The organism is Phaeocystidibacter luteus, assembly GCF_008933115.1.
In the GTDB taxonomy this organism is placed as follows: Bacteria; Bacteroidota; Bacteroidia; order Flavobacteriales; family Schleiferiaceae; genus Phaeocystidibacter; species Phaeocystidibacter luteus.
Map to the genome: position 1 here is coordinate 1 of NZ_WBVO01000003.1, position 20643 is coordinate 20643.

Sequence of the window (20643 nt, forward strand, 5' to 3'; positions counted from 1 at the left end):
GGAGGTTTCTTGGGAAAAATAGGGATGAACGTGGTGAATCATCGTATTTGTTTCGCGCAAAACCGCAAAAAGCAAAACCGCAATAAATGATCATCAGAGTCCATAAAACCGCAAAAAGGGGGGCGGGGAGTGCCTAGGAACCATAAGAATGGAGTGATGGCTGGAATTGTTAGAGACAGGCACGGTGCTTTAGCGCGTGCCGGGCATTCCTAACGCCATTCCCCGCCGGCTGGCGGGGAACATTCTATTAGCCTCGTGGCTTTAGCCCGAGGTTGATTAGGGTTGATCTATGCAGCCTATACTCACAATTGATTCCCTATCCGGATTCTGCCATCCTCAAGCCTGTTTTAAGCGTAATCTAGATATATTGTGAATCTATGCTTCGTCGGATATTACCATTTTTCGTCTTATTCACAACGGGCTTCAGCGCTATAGGTCAAAGCGAGGATACTATCATTTCATCGATGGATTCTCTGGTTGTCGAAATGAAGCTTGTTACAAGGTTGTATCCAGATAGTATTTTCCGCCTTGAAATGGAGACTAATGATATTCAGGGATGTATTTTGATAAGCTCGCCCGAATATTGTGACATATATTTCAATCAGGACACAGTGGTGTTTGTGAGCCATATCGGCAATACTTCAGTTAATTACCTTACTTCCGAATTTTGGAGCTTCCTATCAAATTGGGCGGACTCGCGAATTTCAAGTAGCAAAGGTTGCGGAAGCTTGTCAAGGAGAGTTATGGGCTATGTGGTGTTTACCTTCGAGGATAAACAGTACATGATTAGTTACTGTAAGGATGACTGTGATGGGCTTAAGCTTCTCTTAGAGTATGTGGAGGCCAAGGGCGTAAGCAATCCTCATTAGACATAATTAGGTCGAATCCTGGTTAACTCTAAAATTGATAGCTCAGTCCGATATTCGCTATTCCTCTGTAGCCGTAGCCGACTTCAGCTGTTATCCCTAGCTTCTTACCGAATCGTGCGCCAATTGCATTTACATGAAAGTTGAAGAAACCATTGTCCAATTCGTCAAGCTCATCTTCAAACTCAGTGTCCGTACCAGTGTAGTTGTCCGTTTGACGTGTATAGGCAACTGAAATGCCTGAATATACTTGGAGCCAATTTGTATTTACGTAATGATAGTCAGTTCCGAATCCCACAGTGAGGAAGATGCTAGAGACAGACCCGTCTTGTGAACCATTAATAAACACATCCTTGTCAATGGTTTGGAAATAGCCATCTGCCAAGAAAAACCAATTGTCGTAAACTGAGATTGCGTATTCCAGTCCATAGGTTGGTGCCGCGTTGACGTTCTCGTACGTAACGCTTCCAGCGGAAACAGCTGTAATTGCCAGATTGGCGAAGTCTTCAACAATTTCTTGAGACGAAGCAAACCCGACATTCAAAGAGAGATCATTCGTGCCTTTAGTCTGCCCCATAGATACTAGTGCTAACAACATAAAAGTTCCGATGAAAAGGTGCCTAAGTTTCATGTAATAAAGATTTTGGTTGAAGTAAGATAAGTAAAAGATTGACTCGAATGTTTAGTGCTATAATCGACTGCCAACATTCCCTCGTAGGGGCCTGATGTGGTTGGTCAGTCGGATGGCGGGCAGGCTGCAAAACCGCAAAAAGCAAAATCGCAATTATCAAAATGCTCGTGGTGGAAAGAAAAACGCAGAACAGGTGAGGGAAACGCCTGAATCCACAGCAATAGGCACGGTGCTTTAGCGCGTGCCGGGCATTCCTAACGCCATTCCCCGCCGGCTGGCGGGGAACATTCCATTAGCCTCGCGGCGTTAGCCCGAGGTTGCGTGGTGAATCATCGGTATCGTTCGCGAACGGCAGCGAGTTCAGAAATCAGGTTGAGCAGAATCTCTCTGTGATTCCTCATGCCTCCTTTACAATACCTCCATCCTTTAGCCGGACCCTCAGCTTTTATTTGCACGAATACCGGAATCCCGCCAATGTATCCACCGCAATACGCGGTATCGGAAATCAGATCTAGATACCACATGCATAATGGAGGTCCCGCATTGACCGGTAGTTTGTACCTCATAATGCTATCTCCCTGCTGGACATACACCCACGTACTATTGTTCTTGAATAATAGGATATCAACGCTCAGAACATGTTCAGGAGTCATGGGAATACATCCGCCATGCTGTTCTGAAAAATGAATGGACACATGGTTGAAACTTGAATCCTCTTCAGACGGCTCAAACGTGGCAAGACATGAGGTCTCACTCGAATCAAGTGTACTCTGGGCAGACATGTGAATGCACAAAACTGTGCAAATGAGGATACAAACGGATTTCATGGTATAGGATTGACGAAAATACTCGGAATAGAGTTGAGGAGGAAGTCTCTCGCGGAGAAAATGGATGAACGTGGTGGGTGGCCTCACCCGCCGTTGGTCGGGCAAGCTACAGAGAGACAGAGGGCACAGAGGTTTCTTGGGGAAAATGGGGATGAACGTGGTGAATCATCGTATTTGTTTCGCGCAAAACCGCAAAAAGCAAAACCGCAATTATCAAAATGCTCGTGGTGGAAAGAAAAACGCAGAACAGGTGAGGGAAACGCCTGAATCCCCAGCAATAGGCACGGTGCTTTAGCGCGTGCCGAGCATTCCTAACGCCATTCCCCGCCGGCTGGCGGGGAACATTCTATTAGCCTCGCGGCTTTAGCCCGAGGTTGCGTGGTGAATCATCTGGTGGAGATAATTCAAGTCACATTGGTTTCAATCCTCTGTCTTTTGTCGAGGTACGAGGCAATCCCCTATATTTGCCCAACTCAATTTTCAAAGCAGAGATGAAGTACCAACGCATTCTCCTCAAGCTAAGCGGTGAAGCCCTCATGGGCGAGCAACAGTATGGAATTTCAGGCGATCGCCTGAAGGAATACGCCCTCGATATCAAAGAAGTTGTTGAAGCCGGAGCCCAAGTGGGAATCGTTATCGGCGGCGGAAACATCTTCCGCGGCGTTCAAGGTGCTTCCCAAGGTATGGATCGCGTTCAAGGCGATCACATGGGGATGCTCGCTACCATGATCAACGGCCTCGCTCTGCAATCTGCACTCGAGGAGGTTGGCGTTTACACCCGACTTCAATCTGCCATCAAAATGGATCAAATCGCCGAGCCTTTCATTCGTCGTCGCGCTGTACGACACCTCGAAAAGGGTCGTGTTGTGATCTTCGGTGGCGGAACCGGAAACCCGTATTTCACGACCGATACCGCGGCGACGCTTCGCGCTGTTGAGATTGATGCCGACGTAATCCTCAAAGGAACACGCGTTGATGGAATCTATACCGCCGATCCAGAAAAAGACAGTACCGCCACAAAGTTCGATACGCTTTCGTTCGACGAAGTGTACAAGCGCGGCTTGAACGTGATGGACCTTACGGCGTTCACACTCTCCAGAGAAAACAACCTCCCTATCGTAGTATTCGACATGAATACAAGAGGAAACCTCGCCAAAGTGGTGAAGGGAGAGAATATCGGAACACTTGTAGAAAAGTAATAGGCCTTTCAACTCGCTGAATTTCGTAGCTTTAGGTAAATCTTTCGCCTAATGCGCTCTCACTTATTCGCAACGTTGCTATTTCTTTGCTCAACTTGTAGCTATGCCTACACGTTTTGGGTTGACAACTATCAAGATACCGGGGTCGGATCTTTACGTTACTCAATAAATCAATCTGCTCTGGGCGATACCGTTGCCCTTTCAACTACCCTATTAGACATGGGGGCAGATACCATTTTTATTGATTCCCTAATACTTGTTGACCATGGATTTGTCTTGCTTGGTATACCTGCACCTTATCAACGAATCTACGTTAGCGGGCGTGGATATAATGGTATTCTGAAAAGGAAGTTGTCAGCTGGATTGATGGGGAAGTTCCACTTCAGTGACATGCATTTTATCGATTGTCTCAAGGTCGGAAATCACGGCGGAGCCATAGAACTGTACGGCTTGTCCTCACTTGAAATAGTCAATTGCTCCTTCGAACGTTGTGCAACATCAAGTGCGCCCGGAAGCGGTTTTCATCTTGGCGGAGCTGTAGAGTGCCATCAATTGGATACGGTTATTATTACTTCTTCAAGTTTTGTGGATTGCAAATCAGAGAGCGGTGGAGCCGTATCCTGCTGGCCGATGTATTTTGTAAGTATTACCGACTGTCACTTTCAGTCCAATTCAGGTCGAGCTGATGGTGGGGCGTTAAACGCTCAACTGTATGCTCAAATTCCAGGTACAAGAATCGTATTGAAGGGTTGCAATTTCGTTGGTAATGACCTCAACCTCAATCCAACTAACACATTCAACCGAAATGGTGGCGCCGCCGCGCTATATGCTAAGCATGTGCAAATAGACAGCTGCGTTTTTCAAGGGAATTCAGGTGGACTTCCAGGTTCCAATTTGGCTTGGAGTGGAGGCGGAGCCCTCAAACTAGTAGGCGAAAATTGTCTAGTTCGCAACTGCGAGTTTAAAGATAACTCGGCGCGTCGAGGCGGAGCTATAGTCTTCCAAGGAGTTGGCCATTTTTTAGATTTGACGTTCTCAGGTAATCAATCTGAATCAACAGGAGGAGCCATTGATGTTAGGACTACCCTGCAAGATACTCTTACACTTGAGAGAGTAACGATGATAGAAAACTATGCAAACTATGGAGGGGCAATTGCTACAACTCCACCGCAACAAGAGACTGTTAATCTAAATCTAATCAACTGTTCAATCTTAGAGAATACAGTCAAACTGAGCGGTTCTGCAGGGTATTTTGTTCGAGAATCAAATGTGAATGTGATAAGCTCCATCTTCACGGGTGACCAATATCAAATAACGGATTTTGAAATCGATTCTCAAGCTAGCCTTCAATCTAAGGGATATAATGTATTCTCTTCATCGCAGGTTGCGTTGAGCTCAACCGACATCGTAGTCAATAGTGCCCGAAGGTCAAGTCTTGGATTATCAACATTAATTCCCAGTCAGTATTTCACACGATCAATGCGACCTCAGCCGGGAAGCATACTCATAGACAGTGGAAACCTGAATGATGTTAGTAGGTCGCAATCTGGTCCAATCTCTGGGACTCGGGATATCGGATCGGCAGAAGGCGGCTATGTCCAAACCGACACCATCTATGCATGCGATACCGTTACCTGGTGGGGAGACTTATATTCCACACCCGGCGATTACATGAAATACCTCTACAACGCTAATGGGATGGATTCAATTGGTGTTCTGACGATTTTGCCGATTTCCGACTTGACCGTTTCTTCTCAAGGTGGTGTCTTGGGACCCCATGGAACAAGCTCTACTGCGACCTATCAGTGGGTAGATTGCGATATGCAGTACGCCCCGATCATTGGTGAAACGAATCCAACATTCACCCCAACCTACAATGGCAGCTTTGCCCTTGTTCTAAATGATGGAGGCTGTATTGATACTTCAGATTGTATTCTTTATCAGGAAGTAAGCTTGACCGAGCTTTTGACATCGGAGGAATTTATTTACCCTATTCCTAGCACTGGGCAATTCTTTATATCTTCTGAAATAGAGTATTCAAATTACCAGATCTATTCAACCAGCGGCTCTCCGATTCAATCGGGAAGTATTACGGATTCTCAGATTGATGTATCCGATGAAGTAGCAAATGGCATTTACGTATTAGAATTATCTGAAGGTGACGGACGACCACAGAGATTCTCGATTGTGATTTCTCGATGAACACTATCTTCGCGGTTAGACAATACGTCTGACTGAATCGAAAAAAGTGATATTTTCACACCATGGAAGAAGAAATAGATCTTATCCTTGAAACAACTAAGGAAAGCATGCAGCGCAGTATCGAACACCTCGAAAAAGCGCTTTTGAAAATCCGTGCCGGTAGAGCAAACCCTTCTATGCTAGGAGGAGTGAAAGTAGATTACTACGGAACACTCACACCGCTTTCGCAAGTGAGTAACATCAATACGCCTGACGCACGTACGCTTTCCGTACAACCCTGGGAGAAGTCACTCATTCCTGAAATCGAGAAGGCAATTATGAACGCCAACCTTGGGTTCAACCCCAATAACAATGGCGAAGCCGTTATCGTTTCGATTCCACCACTAACCGAAGAACGTCGTCGCGATCTAGTAAAAATCGCCAAGGCCGAAGCCGAAGATTCTCGTATCGGTATTCGTACCGCTCGTAAAGATGCAAACGACGAAATCAAAAAGCTCGAAAAAGATGGCCTCCCAGAAGATACCGTGAAGGACATCGAAGGTGAGATTCAAGAGCTCACTAACGCGTATATCAAAAAGGTGGACGACCACCTCGTGAAGAAAGAAGAGGATATCATGAAAATCTGATATCATTCATCTAGACAAAAAGAATCCCGCTCTTGGCGGGATTTTTTATTTCTTCAACCTGAGCCTTTCAGTATTTCCATCAGCTTCGGTTTCTTCATCGGCTTCACCACGTATTCCACAACCTCGGGAATAGCCTCAGCACGACTCATTTCACTCGAGTCTACAGAAGAACTGACCATGTATATCTTGACCTCTCTCAAACGTTCATCCTTCAATTGAAGAAAGTCCTCCAAGAATTGCCAGCCGTCCAAAACGGGCATGTTAATATCAAGCAGAATCACACATGGCAGCTCGCCATCCGATTCAATGAGATGGTTGATTTGGTCTAGTGCATCAAGCCCATTCCCAAAAGAATTCACCGTCAAGGTGTCATCCAGGCTCTTTAGAATTCGACGCATCCCATAAACGTAGATGTCATCGTCATCAATAATGTAAATCGACTTGACGCTCATTTTAGGTCATCTATTACAGGAATGCTCACTGTGAAGGTAGTCCCCTTGTCAGGAACACTTTCAACATCAATAGAGCCGCCTAGAGATTCAACTTGACTTTTACTGATAAAGAGTCCCACCCCTCGAGCTTCCGGATGCGAGTGGAACGTACTGTACATTCTGAAAATTCTATCTCTGTATCGATTTAAATCAATACCAAGGCCATTGTCCGCAATGGATAGCTTGACAAAGCTTGCCGTTTCTCTCAACGTAATTGTAATCTCCAAACTCCTATCGGGATGCCTGTACCTAATCGCGTTGCTCAGCAAGTTGAGAATGATGCTGTCTAAGTAAGCCGGCGTGAAATACACGTACTTCTCTTTCGGGAGATTATGATTACACGTGGCTCCAATCTGTCTAAGTTCTCCCGTGAGTATATCGAGAGTCTTCAGAACAGCATCTGTTAGATTGATCTTCTCAATGTTCTTGTCCACCGCGTTTTCAACTCTAACAACCTCATTCAAATGGTCTATAGTCTCCGAGAGATTATTCGTCACCTGATCAATTTTGTCCAGTAATTGAACGCGATCTTCTGGATCGGTACTCTCGCGAACGAAGTTGACAAGCATCTCTAGATTACTGGAGTGATTGCGAAGGTTGTGACTTACAATGTGCGCGAAATTGATCAGTTTTTCATTCTGCTCTGTCGCCACAGCGAGCGTCTCCTCCATGAGCAACTGTGCCCGCTTGCGTTCATCTATATCTTGAAAAATGCCGCGTACCTTCACCACTTGGCCTTGCTCATTCTTTACAGTGCTGCCCACCGACTGCACGTATTTAGAGTTGCCTTTTGCCGTGACGATCTGGTAGGTGTTCGAAAAGGAAGAGCCTTCTTTAATAGCTACTTCTAAATCTTTAGAAATACGCTTAGCGTCTTCAGGCTTATAAAACCCTATGGCCCTTTCAACATCAACATTCTCCGTATAGGGTAGTTCGTGAATGTCATAAATGGTCTTGCTCCATTTCAGCGTGTTGTCAATCAGATTAACTTCCCATCCTCCAACTTGCGCCAGCCTACCCGTTTCCTCAAAGAACATTTCGTTCCTCTCGAGTTTCTCGCGGACCGCAATCTCTTCGTCAATATCCACAATGGTTCCCGCCATGAATACGGGCTCACCTTTCTCATCATTTATGGCGTTTCCAGATGATAAAAACCACCGGAACTCTCCTGTTTTCATGCGCATGCGAATCGGTACACGGTATGGCCTACCATCTTCAAGGTGCGCTTTTACTGCTGTATTGACCTTTTCGACATCCTCTGTATGCAGTAAGAAGTCTATGAATGTTTTTAATTCTGGTTGGAGTTCCCCTGGTTCGTAGCCAAGAATGCGGTAGTATTGGTCAGACCACTTTTCTTCATCGGTAACCATATCCCATTGCCAAACACCGACGTCCATCAGCTCGATGGCTTTTCGAAGTCGATTTAATTCAGCTAGGTTGGTCTCTTCCACTGGAGCGTTTTGAAAGCTAGTGGAATGAAGATACTTCTTTTATTCGTTATTCCCTTATCCAATCTACGATTGACTGCGGGATTCGCGAATCAATTCCATCCATCATAGCAGCCCTTCTTTCTTCGTCTGACATATTCACACCCTTCTCCATACTGCCCACTTGAAACATAGAATGATCCGCTCCCTCCACTTCAACGTACGTTGCGGAACCTGGGTGTTCAATGTTCATCATACGTACCATTTCCTTCGGTGATTCATCCGAACAAACTTCGAAATCGGCTGTGCCATAGAAGATTAAGACCTTGCCCTCGTACGCAAGCCAAGAGGGAACAACCTCGAGTTCATCCACACTCTGGAGAGCGTCATAATTCCTGTAGAGAATGACATCGCCGCCAGTCCAAGCCAGCCCGTCTTCCATCTCATCCACCAATTCTGGATTGCTCTTCGCAATTTCTTCAGGCGATTTCTTTAAGTAGAAAAGGTGATAGGCTAAGTTGTAATAATCGCCCATGCGCTGCTCTACTTCGCTGTAGCTGAAACCCTGACGAACGAGTTGGAAGCGCCACATTTGTAAGAAGTACTCTCTCCATGGTTCGTGACGGGTTCCGTAAGCCGTTATACCAACTGAAGGAACTTCACGGGCAACGATTGGCGCGAGATAACCGCCCATAGAATGACCGAAAATGAAGAATTGCTCAGTATCCACCCAGTCAAATTCACGGACGAATTTACCAGCCTCGGTGAACGACTGTACTTCGTAGTGAAAGTCGGTGTCCATACAATCATCTGTACCCTGGCTATCACCCACGCCGGGCTTTTCTACTCTTACGAAGGCAATTCCTGCATCTGTAAATGCCTTAGCGAGCTGGCGATAGGGATGTCCAGACCAAGTGCTTTCAATACTACCGCAGGTATATCCTTGAATGAAGTAAACCGTAGGAAACGGACCTTCTCCTTCCGGAAGGTTGGCAACTCCTCGCAAGTATCCGCCGTCGAACGGTACTTCGAAGTATTTCGTTTGCGGACTGTCGCCCGATTCTAACGGAAGCGGTTCTCCAGTTCCCACCAATTCAATCGTCTCTTCACCTCTCCTAACCGTGTATCGGACCTCATCACCCTCACGTATGTTCTGTAATTCTGGACTTCTTAAGTCGTTGAAATCTTTCAGTTCAACATCGTTGATTTTGAGTAGGATGTCATTCGCCTGAAGCTTTGCATTCGTGGCCGTTCCTGCTGGCCCTGTGGTAGCAACTTGTACAGAGTTCTCTGGTCCAGGTTGGAGTCTGAATCCATGGAAGATTCGGCGCTGGAGATGCTGGCCATTGCAGCCTATGCTTAGGATAATTGAGCTGAGGATGAGGAACTTCTTCATGAAATAGTGTACTTTGGTGCTATAATACTCCTAATGGCCCTGCTACGCTTGTTCCAAATTGCGGATTATGGGCATTCCATTTTTACATGCGTCACACCGCGTTACTCCGAAGGATATCGATGCCAGCGGAAGTAGCCGAATCATTCTTTCAGAATATAAGTCTTTTGAGCATTCTCTACAGAGCGATGTACTCTCCCTAAAGTATGTTCTAGATGGGGTTGAAGAGTATACCGTCAATGGGAAATCACATCTCGTTCAAGCGGGTCAATTTCTGCTCGTTCAACCTGGAGATGAAGTGAGTGTGGGCTGGAGTTCTCCTGATGCCGTTCGCGGTGTATGTTTTTATTTTGATGATGCGTTTACTCGAGAGTTTTTCCAAAACGGCCATTCCACGATGGTGCCATCACGAGTTTTTGTGGCCGACAAGCGCATACACCAATGGTACACAGATTATCGTAATGGCGAAACTACCGCCGAAGAGTCCTGGTGGCTAGGGGCAGGTTTGACAAATGAAGTTCTGCAGCAGTATCATTCTCGTGCTCAGAAGCTCATCACCGGTCGACCGACAACCAGAAGGGCCTTGCTGCAAGCTATTTATGATGCAACTCTTTATCTGGAGAACCACGCATTCGATAAGTTTGATCTCGAAGAGTTGGCCTTCAATGCATGCATGTCGAAGTACCATTTCTTGAGAGTTTTCAAGCAGATTACGGGTGTTACTCCTCAAAACTACCATCAACAGATCCGTTACCGCAGAGCATGCGAGCTCTTGCATGAAGACGGAATGCAGATTCAGGAAATAGCTTGGGAACTAGGTTTCCATGAACTCGCAGCTTTTTCAAAGTTTTTTAAGAAACACTCGGGTTCTACACCTAGTGCGTGGAGGAGAGGTCTAAATCAACTCAAAATAGCTTGAGTGGCGGAGTTGATTACTTCCCGAACTTCATCGTCGCTCACGTTTTCAATATCGTTAAAGGGCAACACGAAGCCACTCCATCCGCCTTTGCTCTCGGGAGCTATCCATTTGCCTATTTCGTCGTGCGACTCTGTCATAGGCTTGTATTGTTCATTTTTCCAGCCATAGAGGTAAATGTACGGTTCGTCAACCATGGTATCGGCGGGAGCAACTCCTACACCCAAGGCTAATTCGGAGGTCACTTCACCATACAAACCACTATCGAAATGATGTGGCCAAACACGTATGTCTCTAGGATGTGTTAGAATACTTTTCGTGCCTTGTAGCAGTTTTTCAGCCCTTGTTCGCCACCTCATCCAAGCTCCTAGCATGTCGCTATTCGGGTTTGGTAAGGCTTCAGAGGTATAGACCTCGTCATCTGGCAATTCGTAATGCAGCTGAATTTCACTTACATCCTTTTCACCAATGGTCTTTGCCGTGGCTTCCCACCAGGATCTCACTTCCGATAATTGGGCTTGAGCGAGTTGTTTTCGTTCAACGGCAACTCGGCTGCGATCCTCCCAAATGAGTTCGTAGTCGGAAGGAGAAAGGGTCAGCCTGTACTCATTTCCAGTCGCTCTAAACCATCGCCCTTCTAGCCGTTGACGTTCATGATTCCACTCCAGATTGGTGTGAGAATCATCGTCTTCAGGTGATAAAAAGGCCTTGGCTGTCAACGTGAGGTACTGAGCTCCGCGGTGTAGCGCTATGTCTGCTTCTTTTACGAGGGCAACGGGGGTGTACTGCATCCAAAAAAATTAAGGTGAGCCGTATTCTGACTCACCTTAATGTTACGTAATTCTATCGAGAAATCTGATTTATTCAGATTCGTGAAGCGCTAGCAATGGTACTTTGCTATGGAAAGCAACCTTGTTCGTCAAGCTCGAATGGAAGAGTCCGCGGATGATACCATACTTACGGGTGAGCAATGCGAGCATATCCGCTTCTTTTTCTTTTGTGAAGTTGAGGATTGCTTCTTCGACATTAGCTTCTTTCAGAATATGGAAGGAATGCTTCACTTCAGAAAGGTGATGGTCGAACTTGTGACGTTGACCAGTGGCTAGATCAGCCTGACCTTCTTGCTGAATATGAAGGATCAGTACTTCTGCTTGGAAAAGCTTGGCTAGTGAGGCAAGTCTGCGCAGAGCACGATCGTTCTTCTGAGAGCGGAAATCGGTACAGTAAACGATTTTCTCGATCATCTCGAAGTTCGCGTCGGCAGGGATAGCAAGTACAGGCACATTCGTGCTTTGAAGAACACTTGCGGCATTTGATCCGATGAGCACTTCTTCAATTCCGCTCGCTCCTTTGGTTCCCATCACAACGATGCTTTCGGGATCCTTCCTAGTTATTTCTTTGACTACTCGGATGGGGTTGCCCATCATGCTTTTGTGCTTGGCATTTACGCCTTTAGCTTCGAGTTTGGCTACGAGTTGCTTCAAACCGTTTTCGCTGTTCTCCCTCATAATGTCAATAAGGGAAGTGCTCATTACATTTTGAGCATAAGGAAGATCATACGCGTTCAAAAGAAGGATTTCCATGTCTCCTTTTTTGGCGATATCCATGGCGAATTCTAGAGCCTTGTCGGCCGATTCGGAAAAGTCTGTGGGAAAGATGATGCGTTTCATGGTGCTGAGTTCTACTCTTATAAAATTACGAAATCGCCATCAGAAAAAAACATGATTAATGACAGCTCGGTGCTTCACCGTTCACCATTTCGGTCTTTAGCATCTCATCACCCGGACTCACATACGGAATGCTGAGGCCTAATCCTCTAAGGATGAAAAATATGGACATGATGCCAACTACCACCGGTATTGCGTAGCGCACTCGTCCTTTTAACGCATTAATAATGTACGAGCCACTTCTTGCGATAATCAGAAGCACGGGACCCGTACCCAGCCCGAAGCCGGCCATAAACACAATTCCGTTCATCGTTGTCCCACTGCCAAGTGCTCCCAAGAGGGCGGCGTATACCAAACCACAAGGTAGAAGCCCGTTGATCAGGCCGGTCATAAAGAAATGATGTGGCTTGCCATCTTTCAGTTTCTTCGTGAACGCAAGTTGCATCTTGGTGTACATCCTTCGGTAGGGCCCCCATTTCATCAATGTGGGCCACTTACTGATTAAGCCAAGCAATAGCATAGCACCAACCAATATGGAGAGCGGTTGCTGCCAGCCCGCGAGTGATAGTCCCGCACCTAAAGTGCCCACGAGTGCACCTAGCAGAACGTAAGTGGATAGTTTGCCAACCTGATGGCTGATATGTCCTAACCAAAAGCCGGAGCGTCTCACGGGTAGTGCAAGCGCAATCGGACCACACATGACAGCACAGTGCAGACTACCCATGAGACCTATAATTGTTCCGGCTATTAGAGATTCCATTAGAATCGGTCCTTAAATTCCCAACGGTATGTTTCGCCCTGACTTTCTCCCACAACTTCAACATTCCAAAGGCCTGCAGTAGCAGGACGTTTTATGCTGATGCTATTCGTCTCTGGGTTTTCAACTTCGTTTGCTACATCTAAAGCGGCGTTATCTGGACGTAAAAGCTTGATGCTGATCTTTGACCAGTCGCCTTCAGGAAGTACAATTTCTAGGCTCTGAGCGCTTTTGATGAGGTCAACCTCTCCAGCGCTCATGCCATTTTCGATAGCTCTTTTCTCTTCGTCGTACGACACTTCCTGGGCGTAGTAGTCTTCAGAAGTGAGATCAACTCGCTGTTGGAAAGTTCCATAAACGAGTGTGGCAATGAAGGCGATGAATCCCAGAAGGAATAGGGTAATGCCGTGCCCCCAGTTAAATTTAATTTTCATGGTAATGCGCGTTTAGTAGGAAGTCGACCAGAACCCGGACCTTCAAACTCGAAGTCCTGATATTCTACTGGTTCGCCATTCACAAGTATTTCAAATACAATGTTGTCTCTGGAACTGTTGAGTTCCGTTTGAGGAATCTTCACAAGCAGGGTTGCATCTACAATCCCACCGCCAGCTATGCTGTCTGGTAAGGCAGGTGCATATACAATAGTTCCATTTTTGTTGGCGAGGTTGATGGATACGTTCACCGGATTAGGCGATTTGTTGATCGTCTTCACCGTTATCATGTTCATTACCAATTCATCCTCTACAATGGTGAAGCTTTGATTCTTCGCCTTAAGGAATTTCACCTCTATAATCGGGCGATCCGAAAGCAGGAAACCCATCAATATGAGCAGTACGCCGAGTACTCCAGAATATGCTTTGGCTCGCGTCGTGAACTTCCACTTTTCACCCGTTTCGATTTCATCTTCCGAGGCGAAGCGTATCAGTCCTTTTGGTTTATCAATGCGCTCCATTACGTCGTTGCAAACGTCAATGCAAGCCGTACAGTTGATACACTCTAGTTGAGTGCCGTTTCGGATGTCGATTCCGGTTGGACACACATCCACACACTGGTGACAGTCGATGCAGTCGCCTTTACCGGCCTCTTCGCGATTTTCCTTCTTTTTGAACTTGGCTCGGGTTTCACCACGAACCTTATCGTAGGCGATAACCACACTTTTTCTATCGAGCATCGCACCTTGAAGTCGGCCGTAAGGGCATACCATGATGCATACTTGCTCGCGAAACCAGGCGAATACAAAGAAGAAGATGGTGGTGAAAACTACGAGACTGATGAAGTTCCCCCAGTGTTGGGTTGGACCTTCTTGAACCATCAACCACCAGCGGTCGGTGCCGATGAGGATCATCAAGAAGGTGTTGCCAATTAGGAAGGAGATTATCCAGAACAGCGAGTATTTGAAGCTTCTTTTTAGAAGTTTCTCACGTGAAGTCCACGGGAGTTTTCTCAACCTTAGTTGCTGACCTCTATCTCCATCAATCCAGTACTCAATGCGGCGGAACACGTGTTCCATGAAGATGGTTTGTGGGCACATCCAACCGCAAAAGATTCGTCCAAACACCACCGTAAATAGCACTACAAAGAGTACTCCGGTGATCATGGAAATGACCAACAGATAGAAATCTTGCGGCCAGAAAGTAGATCCGAAAATGACGAACTCACGTCCGAGTACATCGAGCTTTAGAAACGGCTCTCCACCAATGCGGAGCCAGGGAACTGCAAAGAAGAATACCAACAACCCCATGGCAACTCTGGTACGAGCTTTCATCCAGTAGCCGTTCACGCGTTTTGGAACGATCCACTTTCTTTTGCCGTCTTCATCCACGGTTCCAATGGAATCGCGGAAGCTGTCGTCCATGGGGGAGTAGGTTTTCATTACTCGGCTGCTTCGCTTGTTTCTGCGTCAGTAGTTTCGGTTTCGTCTGCAGCTTCTTCTACAGTCTCACTTTCTGCTTCTGCAACGGGCTCTGGTGCAACCCAGAGTTCGCCATCAGCTGGAAGTGCATCTGGTGGGTTTGTTCCTTGAAGCATCAGCACGTAGCTCGCGATCTGGTGGATTTTCTCATCAGAATAACGCGTTCCCCAAGGTGCCATAGACGTACCCGCAACACCTTCTTTAATAGTGGTGTACACGTTGGAGATCCCTCCTCCGTGCTTCCAGTATTCGTCGGTAAGGTTTGGACCTGTACTACCGCCGCCATCTGCTTTGTGGCATGATGCACAAACCGAAGTGAAAATGTCTTCGGCAAAGGCCAATTCACCCATGCTGGTAATAGGCTCCAACTCGTCGGCATTCAATTCTACAATTGCCCCAGAGGAAAGTGCTGCCTTTTGCTCAGCTTCGAAGGCCGCGTATTCAGCCGCTAGTTCTTCTTGGCTATTCATACCGTCTCCTGTAACATGGAATCGAATCAGGTACACAACGGCGAAGATGATGGATACATAGAAACCGTAAAGCCACCAAGGCGGAAGTCGGTTATCAAGCTCTTGAATACCGTCATAATCGTGGTCGGTGAGGATTTCATTTTCTCGCTCAATCGGCACTGCGGCGGTGAGGGCTTGCATAATTTGGCTTGATTCCTCAGCCTCTTTTTCTTGAACCTCTTCCCAGCGGCCTTGCGCCTTGAGGCTTACTTCCTTCATCACATCTAATGCATTCTTTACGACTGCAAATGAGATGATAAGGAATATGAGGATGGTGAAACCAATCCATACCATAGGATTGTTGAGTGCGTCCTTTAGAGCCTCGCCGGCAGCGAAGGAAGGTACGCTTACAAGTACAGCCAATAGGGAGGCTACTATTCTCTTTTTCATGACTTGTAGTTTGAGGTTGGTTCGTCGCCCTCTAGTGGCAGTGAACTGATTTCACGGATGGTTGACTTATCCTGACGGATCACATGGATGAGAAGCCCGATGAAAAAGCTGAAGAATATGAGGAAGCTGATGATCGGGAAGATCTCTACGTTTTCGATGGCCGCCATTGGGCCTTTGAGAAATTTAATCATGATTACTCGTTTTCAGCTGTTTCTTTGGCTTGGATATCGGTACCGAGGCGTTGTAGATAGGCGATAAGCGCTACAATTTCCTCTTGAGGGTCTACATCGCTAATCTTAGGATTGCTGTTGAGCATGTCGGCAATCTGTTGCGCTTGCTCGTCCATGTGCATTTCCCAATTCTCAATGTAGTCGTCGGTATATGGAACACCGAGTGTTTGCATAGCCTCGAGTTTTCCTCTCGTCAGGCTGCGGTCGAGCGTTGCATCGTTAGATGAAACGTTGCCATTCTCATCTTGAATCTCGTAAGTGAAGAGCCATGGGTAGCGAGGCATGATAGATCCTTCAGAAGTAATAGTTGGATCCCACATGTGCTGGTAATGCCATGCGGCGCCCCCGGCTCCAGGTTGGCGTTGACCAATACGGTGAAGGTCTGGACCAGTACGCTTAGAACCCCATAGGAATGGATGGTCGTAAACGAACTCGCTCGCTTTGGAATATTCGCCGTAGCGCGCTTCTTCACTTCTAAACGGACGAACCATTTGAGAGTGACAGGCATTACATCCTTCTCGAATGTAAAGATCGCGACCTTCGAGTTCGAGCACGGTGTACGGCTTCACGTAATCGTGTTGTGCAACACCGCCCTTAGACAAGATGGTAGGAACGATTTCAACGAGACCACCAATCAAGATTACCACGGTGCTGAGGATGAGGAGTTGAACAGGGCGACGCTCAATCCAGCGGTGCCAGTATTCACCTTTGTGTGCCTTGTAGGCTTTTGCAAGTGGAGCTGCTTCAGCCTCTTCGTTTGCAACCAATTTACCGGTCTTTACAGTCTTATAGATGTTGTAAAGCATGATAAGTGCACCAACTAGGTAAAGTGTACCACCAATGGCGCGAGTCACATAGAACGGGAAGAGTTCGGTAACGGTTTCGAGGAAGTTGTCGTATACCAATCCCCCATCTGCATTAAACTGCTTCCACATCAAACTCTGGGTAAATCCAGCCACATACATTGGGATGGCCCAGAAGAGGATGCCTAGGGTTCCAATCCAGAAGTGGGTGTTTGCGAGGCGCTCGCTATATAGTTTCGTTTTGTAGAGCTTCGGAATGAGGAAGTAAATCATACCGAAGATGATGAAGCCATTCCATCCGAGTGTTCCGATATGCACGTGTGCCGGAATCCAATCGGTAAAGTGAGCAATGGCGTTTACGTTTTTGAGTGAGAGAAGTGGACCTTCTAAAGTGGCCATACCGTAAGCGGTGATGGCTACCACGAAGAACTTCAGAACGGCGGAGTCACGAACTCTATCCCACGCTCCACGCAGGGTAAGAAGGCCGTTGAGCATACCACCCCAGCTCGGTGCGATGAGCATGATAGAGAACACAACGCCAAGGCTTTGCGCCCAGTCTGGCAAGGATGTGTAAAGAAGGTGGTGAGGACCAGCCCAAATGTAAATGAAGATCAATGCCCAGAAGTGGATGATTGAAAGTCGGTAGGAGTACACCGGACGATTCACCGCCTTTGGAACGAAGTAATACATCAATCCAAGAACCGGAGTAGTAAGGAAGAAGGCCACCGCGTTGTGTCCGTACCACCATTGCACGAGTGCATCCTGAACCCCGGCGAAGATGGAGTAGCTCTTCCACATTCCAACTGGAATTTCAAGGTTGTTGATGATGTGAAGAACCGCTACGGTTACCCAAGTCGCTATGTAGAACCATATCGCCACATAGAGATGTCGCTCTCTACGTTTGAGGATTGTCCAGAACATGTTGATACCGAACACCACCCATATGAGCGTGATGAGGATATCAATCGGCCACTCGAGCTCCGCGTATTCCTTGGATGAGGTAAGTCCCATCGCCAGCGTTACAGCCGCAAGCACAATGACTAACTGCCATCCCCAAAAGTGGATTTTAGACAGCAGCTTGCTGGCCATTGGAGTCTTCAATAATCGCGGCAGGGAGTAGTAGATCCCAGCGAAGATTGCGTTCCCCACAAATGCGAAGATTGCAGCGTTGGTGTGAATCGCGCGCAAACGTCCGTACGTCAGAAACTCCAGGTTGAAGTTCAAGCTAGGTGCGAACAGTTGCGAGGCAATCGTGATACCAATTAAAAACGCCACCACCGCCCAAAGCAGGGTTGCGTAGGTGAAGTCCCGCACAATGCGGTTGTCGTAGTGGAATTTTTCTAGTTCCATTAGGATTGGGATTTGTGGTCATCTTCGTCATCATCGTGCAATAGGCGTACGGAGTTTCCATAAGTGTCGTCAAACTGACCGGATTTTGCCGACCAAATGAAAGCACCTAGGAACACGAGGGCTACTAGCAAGCTGACTGAAATGAGTAAATAGATAATTTCCATGAAAGGTGTGGTCCTTTATTCGATAACAAAACTATCAGGACGCACCTCGGCGGAGCATGACATACATCAAATGCAAACATGATTTTTATCATGTTTTTGGCCGATTTGAACAACATTTACCTCTCTATGTTGGAACATTAATATATTTGAGGTCAAATACTCGCGATAATGCAGATTGGAGAAGAGATAAAACAAGGGAAGTTTGAGGACGGATTGCAGAAGGCCATCATCAACCTCATTTACACCCATAACTGGTTCAAAGAGAGCATGTCAGGATTCCTAAAATCCTATGATATCACGAGCCAGCAATACAACGTACTACGTATCTTGAATGGTCAGTTTCCAAATGGGATTACCACAGGTGAAATTCGCAACCGCATGCTCGACAAGATGAGCGATGCCTCGAGATTGGTAGATCGTCTTGAACGCATTGGCCACGTTCAAAAGAACCGCAATTCTGATGATCGCCGATTGGTGACCTGCGTAATAACCGAACAAGGCCGAACGCTTTTGTCAGACATCAGGTCTGCCGAAAAAGGTATGTACAATCCTATTCGCGACAGAATCTCGGAGGAAGAAGCCGAGGAACTGAGCAGAATCCTCGATAAAATGAGAGGATAGTTACCTCTTGCTCAGATAATAGTTAATAAGGCCGGTGGTCGATTCGTCGTGATCTCCGGCCTTTCCATTTTCTAGCTCCGGAAGAATCACATTCGCAAGTTGCTTTCCGAGCTCAACGCCCCACTGGTCGAAGCTGAAGACATTCCAAATCACTCCTTGAATGAAGATTTTTTGCTCGTAAAGCGCAATCAAACTTCCCAAGGCCTTCGGTGTCATTTCTGAGAATAGGAATGAGGTCGTGGGCTTGTTTCCATCAAAGATTTTAAACGGAACCAACTTTTCAATCTCATCATCAGACTTTCCTGCAGCTTTCAATTCTGCACGAACGGTTTCTTCCGATTTTCCTTTCATCAAAGCTTCTGTTTGGGCGAAATAGTTCGCTAAGAGTTTCCTTTGATGATCATCGAGATTATGTTGAGCCTTAACCGAAGCGATGAAATCGCACGGAATAAGAGACGTGCCCTGGTGAATAAGCTGATAGAAGGCATGCTGGCCGTTGGTTCCAGGCTCTCCCCAAACTATGGGTCCGGTTTGATAGTCGACCTTTTTACCGGCGCGATCTACGCTTTTCCCGTTGCTTTCCATATCCCCCTGCTGTAAGTACGCAGCAAATCGATTGAGGTGCTGATCGTAAGGGAGAACAGCCGTGCTTTCTGCATTCATGAAATTGCGATACCAAATGCCCAACGTAGCCATAATCATGGGAACGTTTTCGCGGAATGGTTTTTCGGCAGTGTGCAGATCGGTCTCATTAGCCCCCGCTAGGAATTGAGCAAAATTCTCGCTCCCCACAGCTAGGCAAACGGGTAGTCCGATGGTGCTCCAAACCGAATATCTACCACCAACCCAGTCCCAAAAGCCAAAGACATTTGCAGTATCAATACCGAATTCCGCAACTTTCTGGTGATTCGTGCTCACCGCCACAAAGTGCTTCGCTATTGCCGCTTCGTTAGGCGCATATTCCAAGAACCAACGTCGAGCTGTGTGGGCGTTGGTCATGGTCTCTTGGGTGGTGAACGTTTTCGATTCAATAATGAAAAGCGTGCGCTCTGGATCAATATGACGAAGGACCTTTGCGATGTCAGCACCATCTACATTCGAAACGAAATGGAATTGAAGGTCGGGTCTGCTGAACGGGTAGAGGGCTTCGTACACCATGCGCGGACCAAGGTCTGATCCGCCAATTCCGATGTTTACGATGTGTCGGATGGCTTTTCCGCTATAGCCTTTCCATTCGCCATTTCTGACCTTCTTTGTGAAGGCGTACATTTTGTCAAGTTCAGTGTGAACGAGCCTTACGACGTCTTCGCCATCAATGGTCAAAGAATCTGATTTTGGTTTTCTCAATGCCGTATGCAATACCGCACGATTCTCCGTTTCATTGATGAATTCACCCTGCAATTGCGATTGAATGGCCGATTTAACTTCAGCTTCCTCAACCAATTTTTCGAGAAGCCCTAGTGTTTCGTCGGTAATCAGGTGCTTGGAGTAATCAAAGAGGAAAAGATCATTCTGAATCGATAGGTTTTCAAACCTTCCTTTATCAGATTCAAATGCACGTTGGATGGAGAAACTGCGCATGTTTTCGGCATGTTCCTTCAATTCACGCCAACTCTGTAGCTCCGTCGGATTAATTCTTTTCAGCATGCTTAGGGTAGATTG

20 protein-coding genes are annotated in these 20643 nt (G+C 46.7%); 5 read left to right on the forward strand and 15 right to left on the reverse strand.

Annotated features, from left to right (window positions below):
* Nucleotides 1–897: 897 nt before the first annotated feature.
* Together F8C67_RS05395 and F8C67_RS05400 are read right to left on the reverse strand one after the other, a co-directional pair.
* Nucleotides 898–1497, reverse strand: a complete 600-nt coding sequence (locus F8C67_RS05395) for a hypothetical protein (RefSeq protein WP_151666798.1) — start codon at nucleotides 1495–1497, stop codon at nucleotides 898–900.
* Between the two features lie 329 nt (nucleotides 1498–1826).
* Nucleotides 1827–2324: a hypothetical protein gene (locus F8C67_RS05400; RefSeq protein WP_151666799.1), complete on the reverse strand. Its 498-nt coding sequence runs from the start codon at nucleotides 2322–2324 to the stop codon at nucleotides 1827–1829.
* A gap of 491 nt (nucleotides 2325–2815) precedes the next feature.
* Between F8C67_RS05400 and pyrH the strand changes: the two genes are divergently transcribed.
* From pyrH to frr, 3 genes are all read left to right on the forward strand, one after another.
* On the forward strand, nucleotides 2816–3523 hold the full coding sequence (gene pyrH / locus F8C67_RS05405) for a UMP kinase (RefSeq protein WP_151666800.1): 708 nt from the start codon (nucleotides 2816–2818) through the stop codon (nucleotides 3521–3523).
* Between the two features lie 51 nt (nucleotides 3524–3574).
* The gene (locus tag F8C67_RS05410) at nucleotides 3575–5725 is read left to right on the forward strand and encodes a T9SS type A sorting domain-containing protein (protein WP_151666801.1); all 2151 of its coding nucleotides are present in this window, start codon (nucleotides 3575–3577) and stop codon (nucleotides 5723–5725) included.
* A 62-nt stretch (nucleotides 5726–5787) separates the two neighbouring features.
* On the forward strand, nucleotides 5788–6351 hold the full coding sequence (gene frr / locus F8C67_RS05415; RefSeq protein WP_151666802.1) for a ribosome recycling factor: 564 nt from the start codon (nucleotides 5788–5790) through the stop codon (nucleotides 6349–6351).
* A 53-nt stretch (nucleotides 6352–6404) separates the two neighbouring features.
* Here the strand turns inward: frr and F8C67_RS05420 are convergent, their stop codons facing one another.
* The 3 genes from F8C67_RS05420 to F8C67_RS05430 are packed head-to-tail and all read right to left on the reverse strand — an operon-like array spanning nucleotide 6405 to nucleotide 9665.
* Nucleotides 6405–6803: a response regulator gene (locus F8C67_RS05420; protein ID WP_151666803.1), complete on the reverse strand. Its 399-nt coding sequence runs from the start codon at nucleotides 6801–6803 to the stop codon at nucleotides 6405–6407.
* Nucleotides 6800–8293 carry a sensor histidine kinase gene (locus tag F8C67_RS05425; RefSeq protein WP_151666804.1) on the reverse strand — a complete coding sequence of 498 codons (1494 nt, stop codon included), beginning with the start codon at nucleotides 8291–8293 and terminating at the stop codon, nucleotides 6800–6802. The genes F8C67_RS05420 and F8C67_RS05425 overlap by 4 nt, the downstream gene beginning before the upstream one ends.
* 46 nt (nucleotides 8294–8339) lie before the next feature.
* A complete protein-coding gene (locus F8C67_RS05430) occupies nucleotides 8340–9665 on the reverse strand; it encodes an alpha/beta fold hydrolase (RefSeq protein WP_151666805.1) in 1326 nt (441 codons plus the stop codon).
* Between the two features lie 67 nt (nucleotides 9666–9732).
* Here F8C67_RS05430 and F8C67_RS05435 point away from each other — a divergent pair, with 67 nt between their 5' ends.
* On the forward strand, nucleotides 9733–10581 hold the full coding sequence (locus tag F8C67_RS05435; RefSeq protein WP_151666806.1) for an AraC family transcriptional regulator: 849 nt from the start codon (nucleotides 9733–9735) through the stop codon (nucleotides 10579–10581).
* Here F8C67_RS05435 and F8C67_RS05440 read toward each other — a convergent pair.
* The 9 genes from F8C67_RS05440 to ccoS all read right to left on the reverse strand — a co-directional run bounded on the left by F8C67_RS05440 (nucleotide 10563) and on the right by ccoS (nucleotide 18360).
* Nucleotides 10563–11369, reverse strand: coding sequence for a hypothetical protein (locus F8C67_RS05440; protein ID WP_151666807.1), 807 nt, complete (start codon nucleotides 11367–11369; stop codon nucleotides 10563–10565). The two genes, F8C67_RS05435 and F8C67_RS05440, sit on opposite strands and share 19 nt — an antisense overlap.
* A 69-nt stretch (nucleotides 11370–11438) precedes the next feature.
* Complete coding sequence (locus F8C67_RS05445) at nucleotides 11439–12248, reverse strand: universal stress protein (protein ID WP_151666808.1); 810 nt, start codon at nucleotides 12246–12248, stop codon at nucleotides 11439–11441.
* Nucleotides 12249–12303: 55 nt separating this feature from the next.
* On the reverse strand, nucleotides 12304–13005 hold the full coding sequence (locus F8C67_RS05450) for a sulfite exporter TauE/SafE family protein (protein ID WP_151666809.1): 702 nt from the start codon (nucleotides 13003–13005) through the stop codon (nucleotides 12304–12306).
* Nucleotides 13005–13436 (reverse strand): FixH family protein, encoded by a 432-nt coding sequence (locus tag F8C67_RS05455; RefSeq protein WP_151666810.1) that lies wholly within the window; start codon nucleotides 13434–13436, stop codon nucleotides 13005–13007. The genes F8C67_RS05450 and F8C67_RS05455 overlap by 1 nt, the downstream gene beginning before the upstream one ends.
* Complete coding sequence (gene ccoG, locus F8C67_RS05460) at nucleotides 13433–14875, reverse strand: cytochrome c oxidase accessory protein CcoG (RefSeq protein WP_151666811.1); 1443 nt, start codon at nucleotides 14873–14875, stop codon at nucleotides 13433–13435. Before ccoG ends, F8C67_RS05455 begins: the two co-directional genes overlap by 4 nt.
* The gene (locus F8C67_RS05465) at nucleotides 14875–15813 is read right to left on the reverse strand and encodes a cbb3-type cytochrome c oxidase N-terminal domain-containing protein (RefSeq protein ID WP_151666812.1); all 939 of its coding nucleotides are present in this window, start codon (nucleotides 15811–15813) and stop codon (nucleotides 14875–14877) included. Before F8C67_RS05465 ends, ccoG begins: the two co-directional genes overlap by 1 nt.
* A complete protein-coding gene (locus F8C67_RS05470) occupies nucleotides 15810–16004 on the reverse strand; it encodes a CcoQ/FixQ family Cbb3-type cytochrome c oxidase assembly chaperone (RefSeq protein WP_151666813.1) in 195 nt (64 codons plus the stop codon). The genes F8C67_RS05465 and F8C67_RS05470 overlap by 4 nt, the downstream gene beginning before the upstream one ends.
* A 2-nt stretch (nucleotides 16005–16006) precedes the next feature.
* Nucleotides 16007–18196 (reverse strand): cytochrome-c oxidase, cbb3-type subunit I, encoded by a 2190-nt coding sequence (gene ccoN / locus F8C67_RS05475; protein WP_151666814.1) that lies wholly within the window; start codon nucleotides 18194–18196, stop codon nucleotides 16007–16009.
* Complete coding sequence (gene ccoS, locus F8C67_RS05480) at nucleotides 18196–18360, reverse strand: cbb3-type cytochrome oxidase assembly protein CcoS (RefSeq protein WP_151666815.1); 165 nt, start codon at nucleotides 18358–18360, stop codon at nucleotides 18196–18198. The genes ccoN and ccoS overlap by 1 nt, the downstream gene beginning before the upstream one ends.
* Nucleotides 18361–18528: 168 nt before the next feature.
* On the opposite strand from ccoS, the gene F8C67_RS05485 reads away from it, so the two are divergent.
* On the forward strand, nucleotides 18529–18981 hold the full coding sequence (locus F8C67_RS05485) for a MarR family winged helix-turn-helix transcriptional regulator (RefSeq protein ID WP_151666816.1): 453 nt from the start codon (nucleotides 18529–18531) through the stop codon (nucleotides 18979–18981).
* On the opposite strand, the gene pgi is transcribed toward F8C67_RS05485, so the two are convergent.
* Nucleotides 18982–20628 carry a glucose-6-phosphate isomerase gene (pgi, locus tag F8C67_RS05490; protein ID WP_151666817.1) on the reverse strand — a complete coding sequence of 549 codons (1647 nt, stop codon included), beginning with the start codon at nucleotides 20626–20628 and terminating at the stop codon, nucleotides 18982–18984. It abuts the gene before it with no gap.
* Nucleotides 20629–20643 lie beyond the last annotated feature (15 nt).

Excerpts from the sequence above, each read along its gene's own strand:
- pgi (WP_151666817.1), bottom strand. The coding sequence starts at position 20,628 with ATGCTGAAAAGAATTAATCCGACGGAGCTACAGAGTTGGCGTGAATTG.
- F8C67_RS05485 (WP_151666816.1), top strand. The coding sequence starts at position 18,529 with ATGCAGATTGGAGAAGAGATAAAACAAGGGAAGTTTGAGGACGGATTG.
- F8C67_RS05420 (WP_151666803.1), bottom strand. The coding sequence starts at position 6,803 with ATGAGCGTCAAGTCGATTTACATTATTGATGACGATGACATCTACGTT.
- ccoN (WP_151666814.1), bottom strand. The coding sequence starts at position 18,196 with ATGGAACTAGAAAAATTCCACTACGACAACCGCATTGTGCGGGACTTC.
- F8C67_RS05445 (WP_151666808.1), bottom strand. The coding sequence starts at position 12,248 with ATGAAACGCATCATCTTTCCCACAGACTTTTCCGAATCGGCCGACAAG.
- F8C67_RS05455 (WP_151666810.1), bottom strand. The coding sequence starts at position 13,436 with ATGAAAATTAAATTTAACTGGGGGCACGGCATTACCCTATTCCTTCTG.
- F8C67_RS05400 (WP_151666799.1), bottom strand. The coding sequence starts at position 2,324 with ATGAAATCCGTTTGTATCCTCATTTGCACAGTTTTGTGCATTCACATG.
- F8C67_RS05435 (WP_151666806.1), top strand. The coding sequence starts at position 9,733 with ATGGGCATTCCATTTTTACATGCGTCACACCGCGTTACTCCGAAGGAT.
- F8C67_RS05465 (WP_151666812.1), bottom strand. The coding sequence starts at position 15,813 with ATGAAAAAGAGAATAGTAGCCTCCCTATTGGCTGTACTTGTAAGCGTA.
- F8C67_RS05395 (WP_151666798.1), bottom strand. The coding sequence starts at position 1,497 with ATGAAACTTAGGCACCTTTTCATCGGAACTTTTATGTTGTTAGCACTA.
- F8C67_RS05430 (WP_151666805.1), bottom strand. The coding sequence starts at position 9,665 with ATGAAGAAGTTCCTCATCCTCAGCTCAATTATCCTAAGCATAGGCTGC.
- ccoS (WP_151666815.1), bottom strand. The coding sequence starts at position 18,360 with ATGGAAATTATCTATTTACTCATTTCAGTCAGCTTGCTAGTAGCCCTC.
- F8C67_RS05410 (WP_151666801.1), top strand. The coding sequence starts at position 3,575 with ATGCGCTCTCACTTATTCGCAACGTTGCTATTTCTTTGCTCAACTTGT.
- F8C67_RS05450 (WP_151666809.1), bottom strand. The coding sequence starts at position 13,005 with ATGGAATCTCTAATAGCCGGAACAATTATAGGTCTCATGGGTAGTCTG.
- pyrH (WP_151666800.1), top strand. The coding sequence starts at position 2,816 with ATGAAGTACCAACGCATTCTCCTCAAGCTAAGCGGTGAAGCCCTCATG.
- frr (WP_151666802.1), top strand. The coding sequence starts at position 5,788 with ATGGAAGAAGAAATAGATCTTATCCTTGAAACAACTAAGGAAAGCATG.
- F8C67_RS05470 (WP_151666813.1), bottom strand. The coding sequence starts at position 16,004 with ATGATTAAATTTCTCAAAGGCCCAATGGCGGCCATCGAAAACGTAGAG.
- F8C67_RS05440 (WP_151666807.1), bottom strand. The coding sequence starts at position 11,369 with ATGCAGTACACCCCCGTTGCCCTCGTAAAAGAAGCAGACATAGCGCTA.
- ccoG (WP_151666811.1), bottom strand. The coding sequence starts at position 14,875 with ATGAAAACCTACTCCCCCATGGACGACAGCTTCCGCGATTCCATTGGA.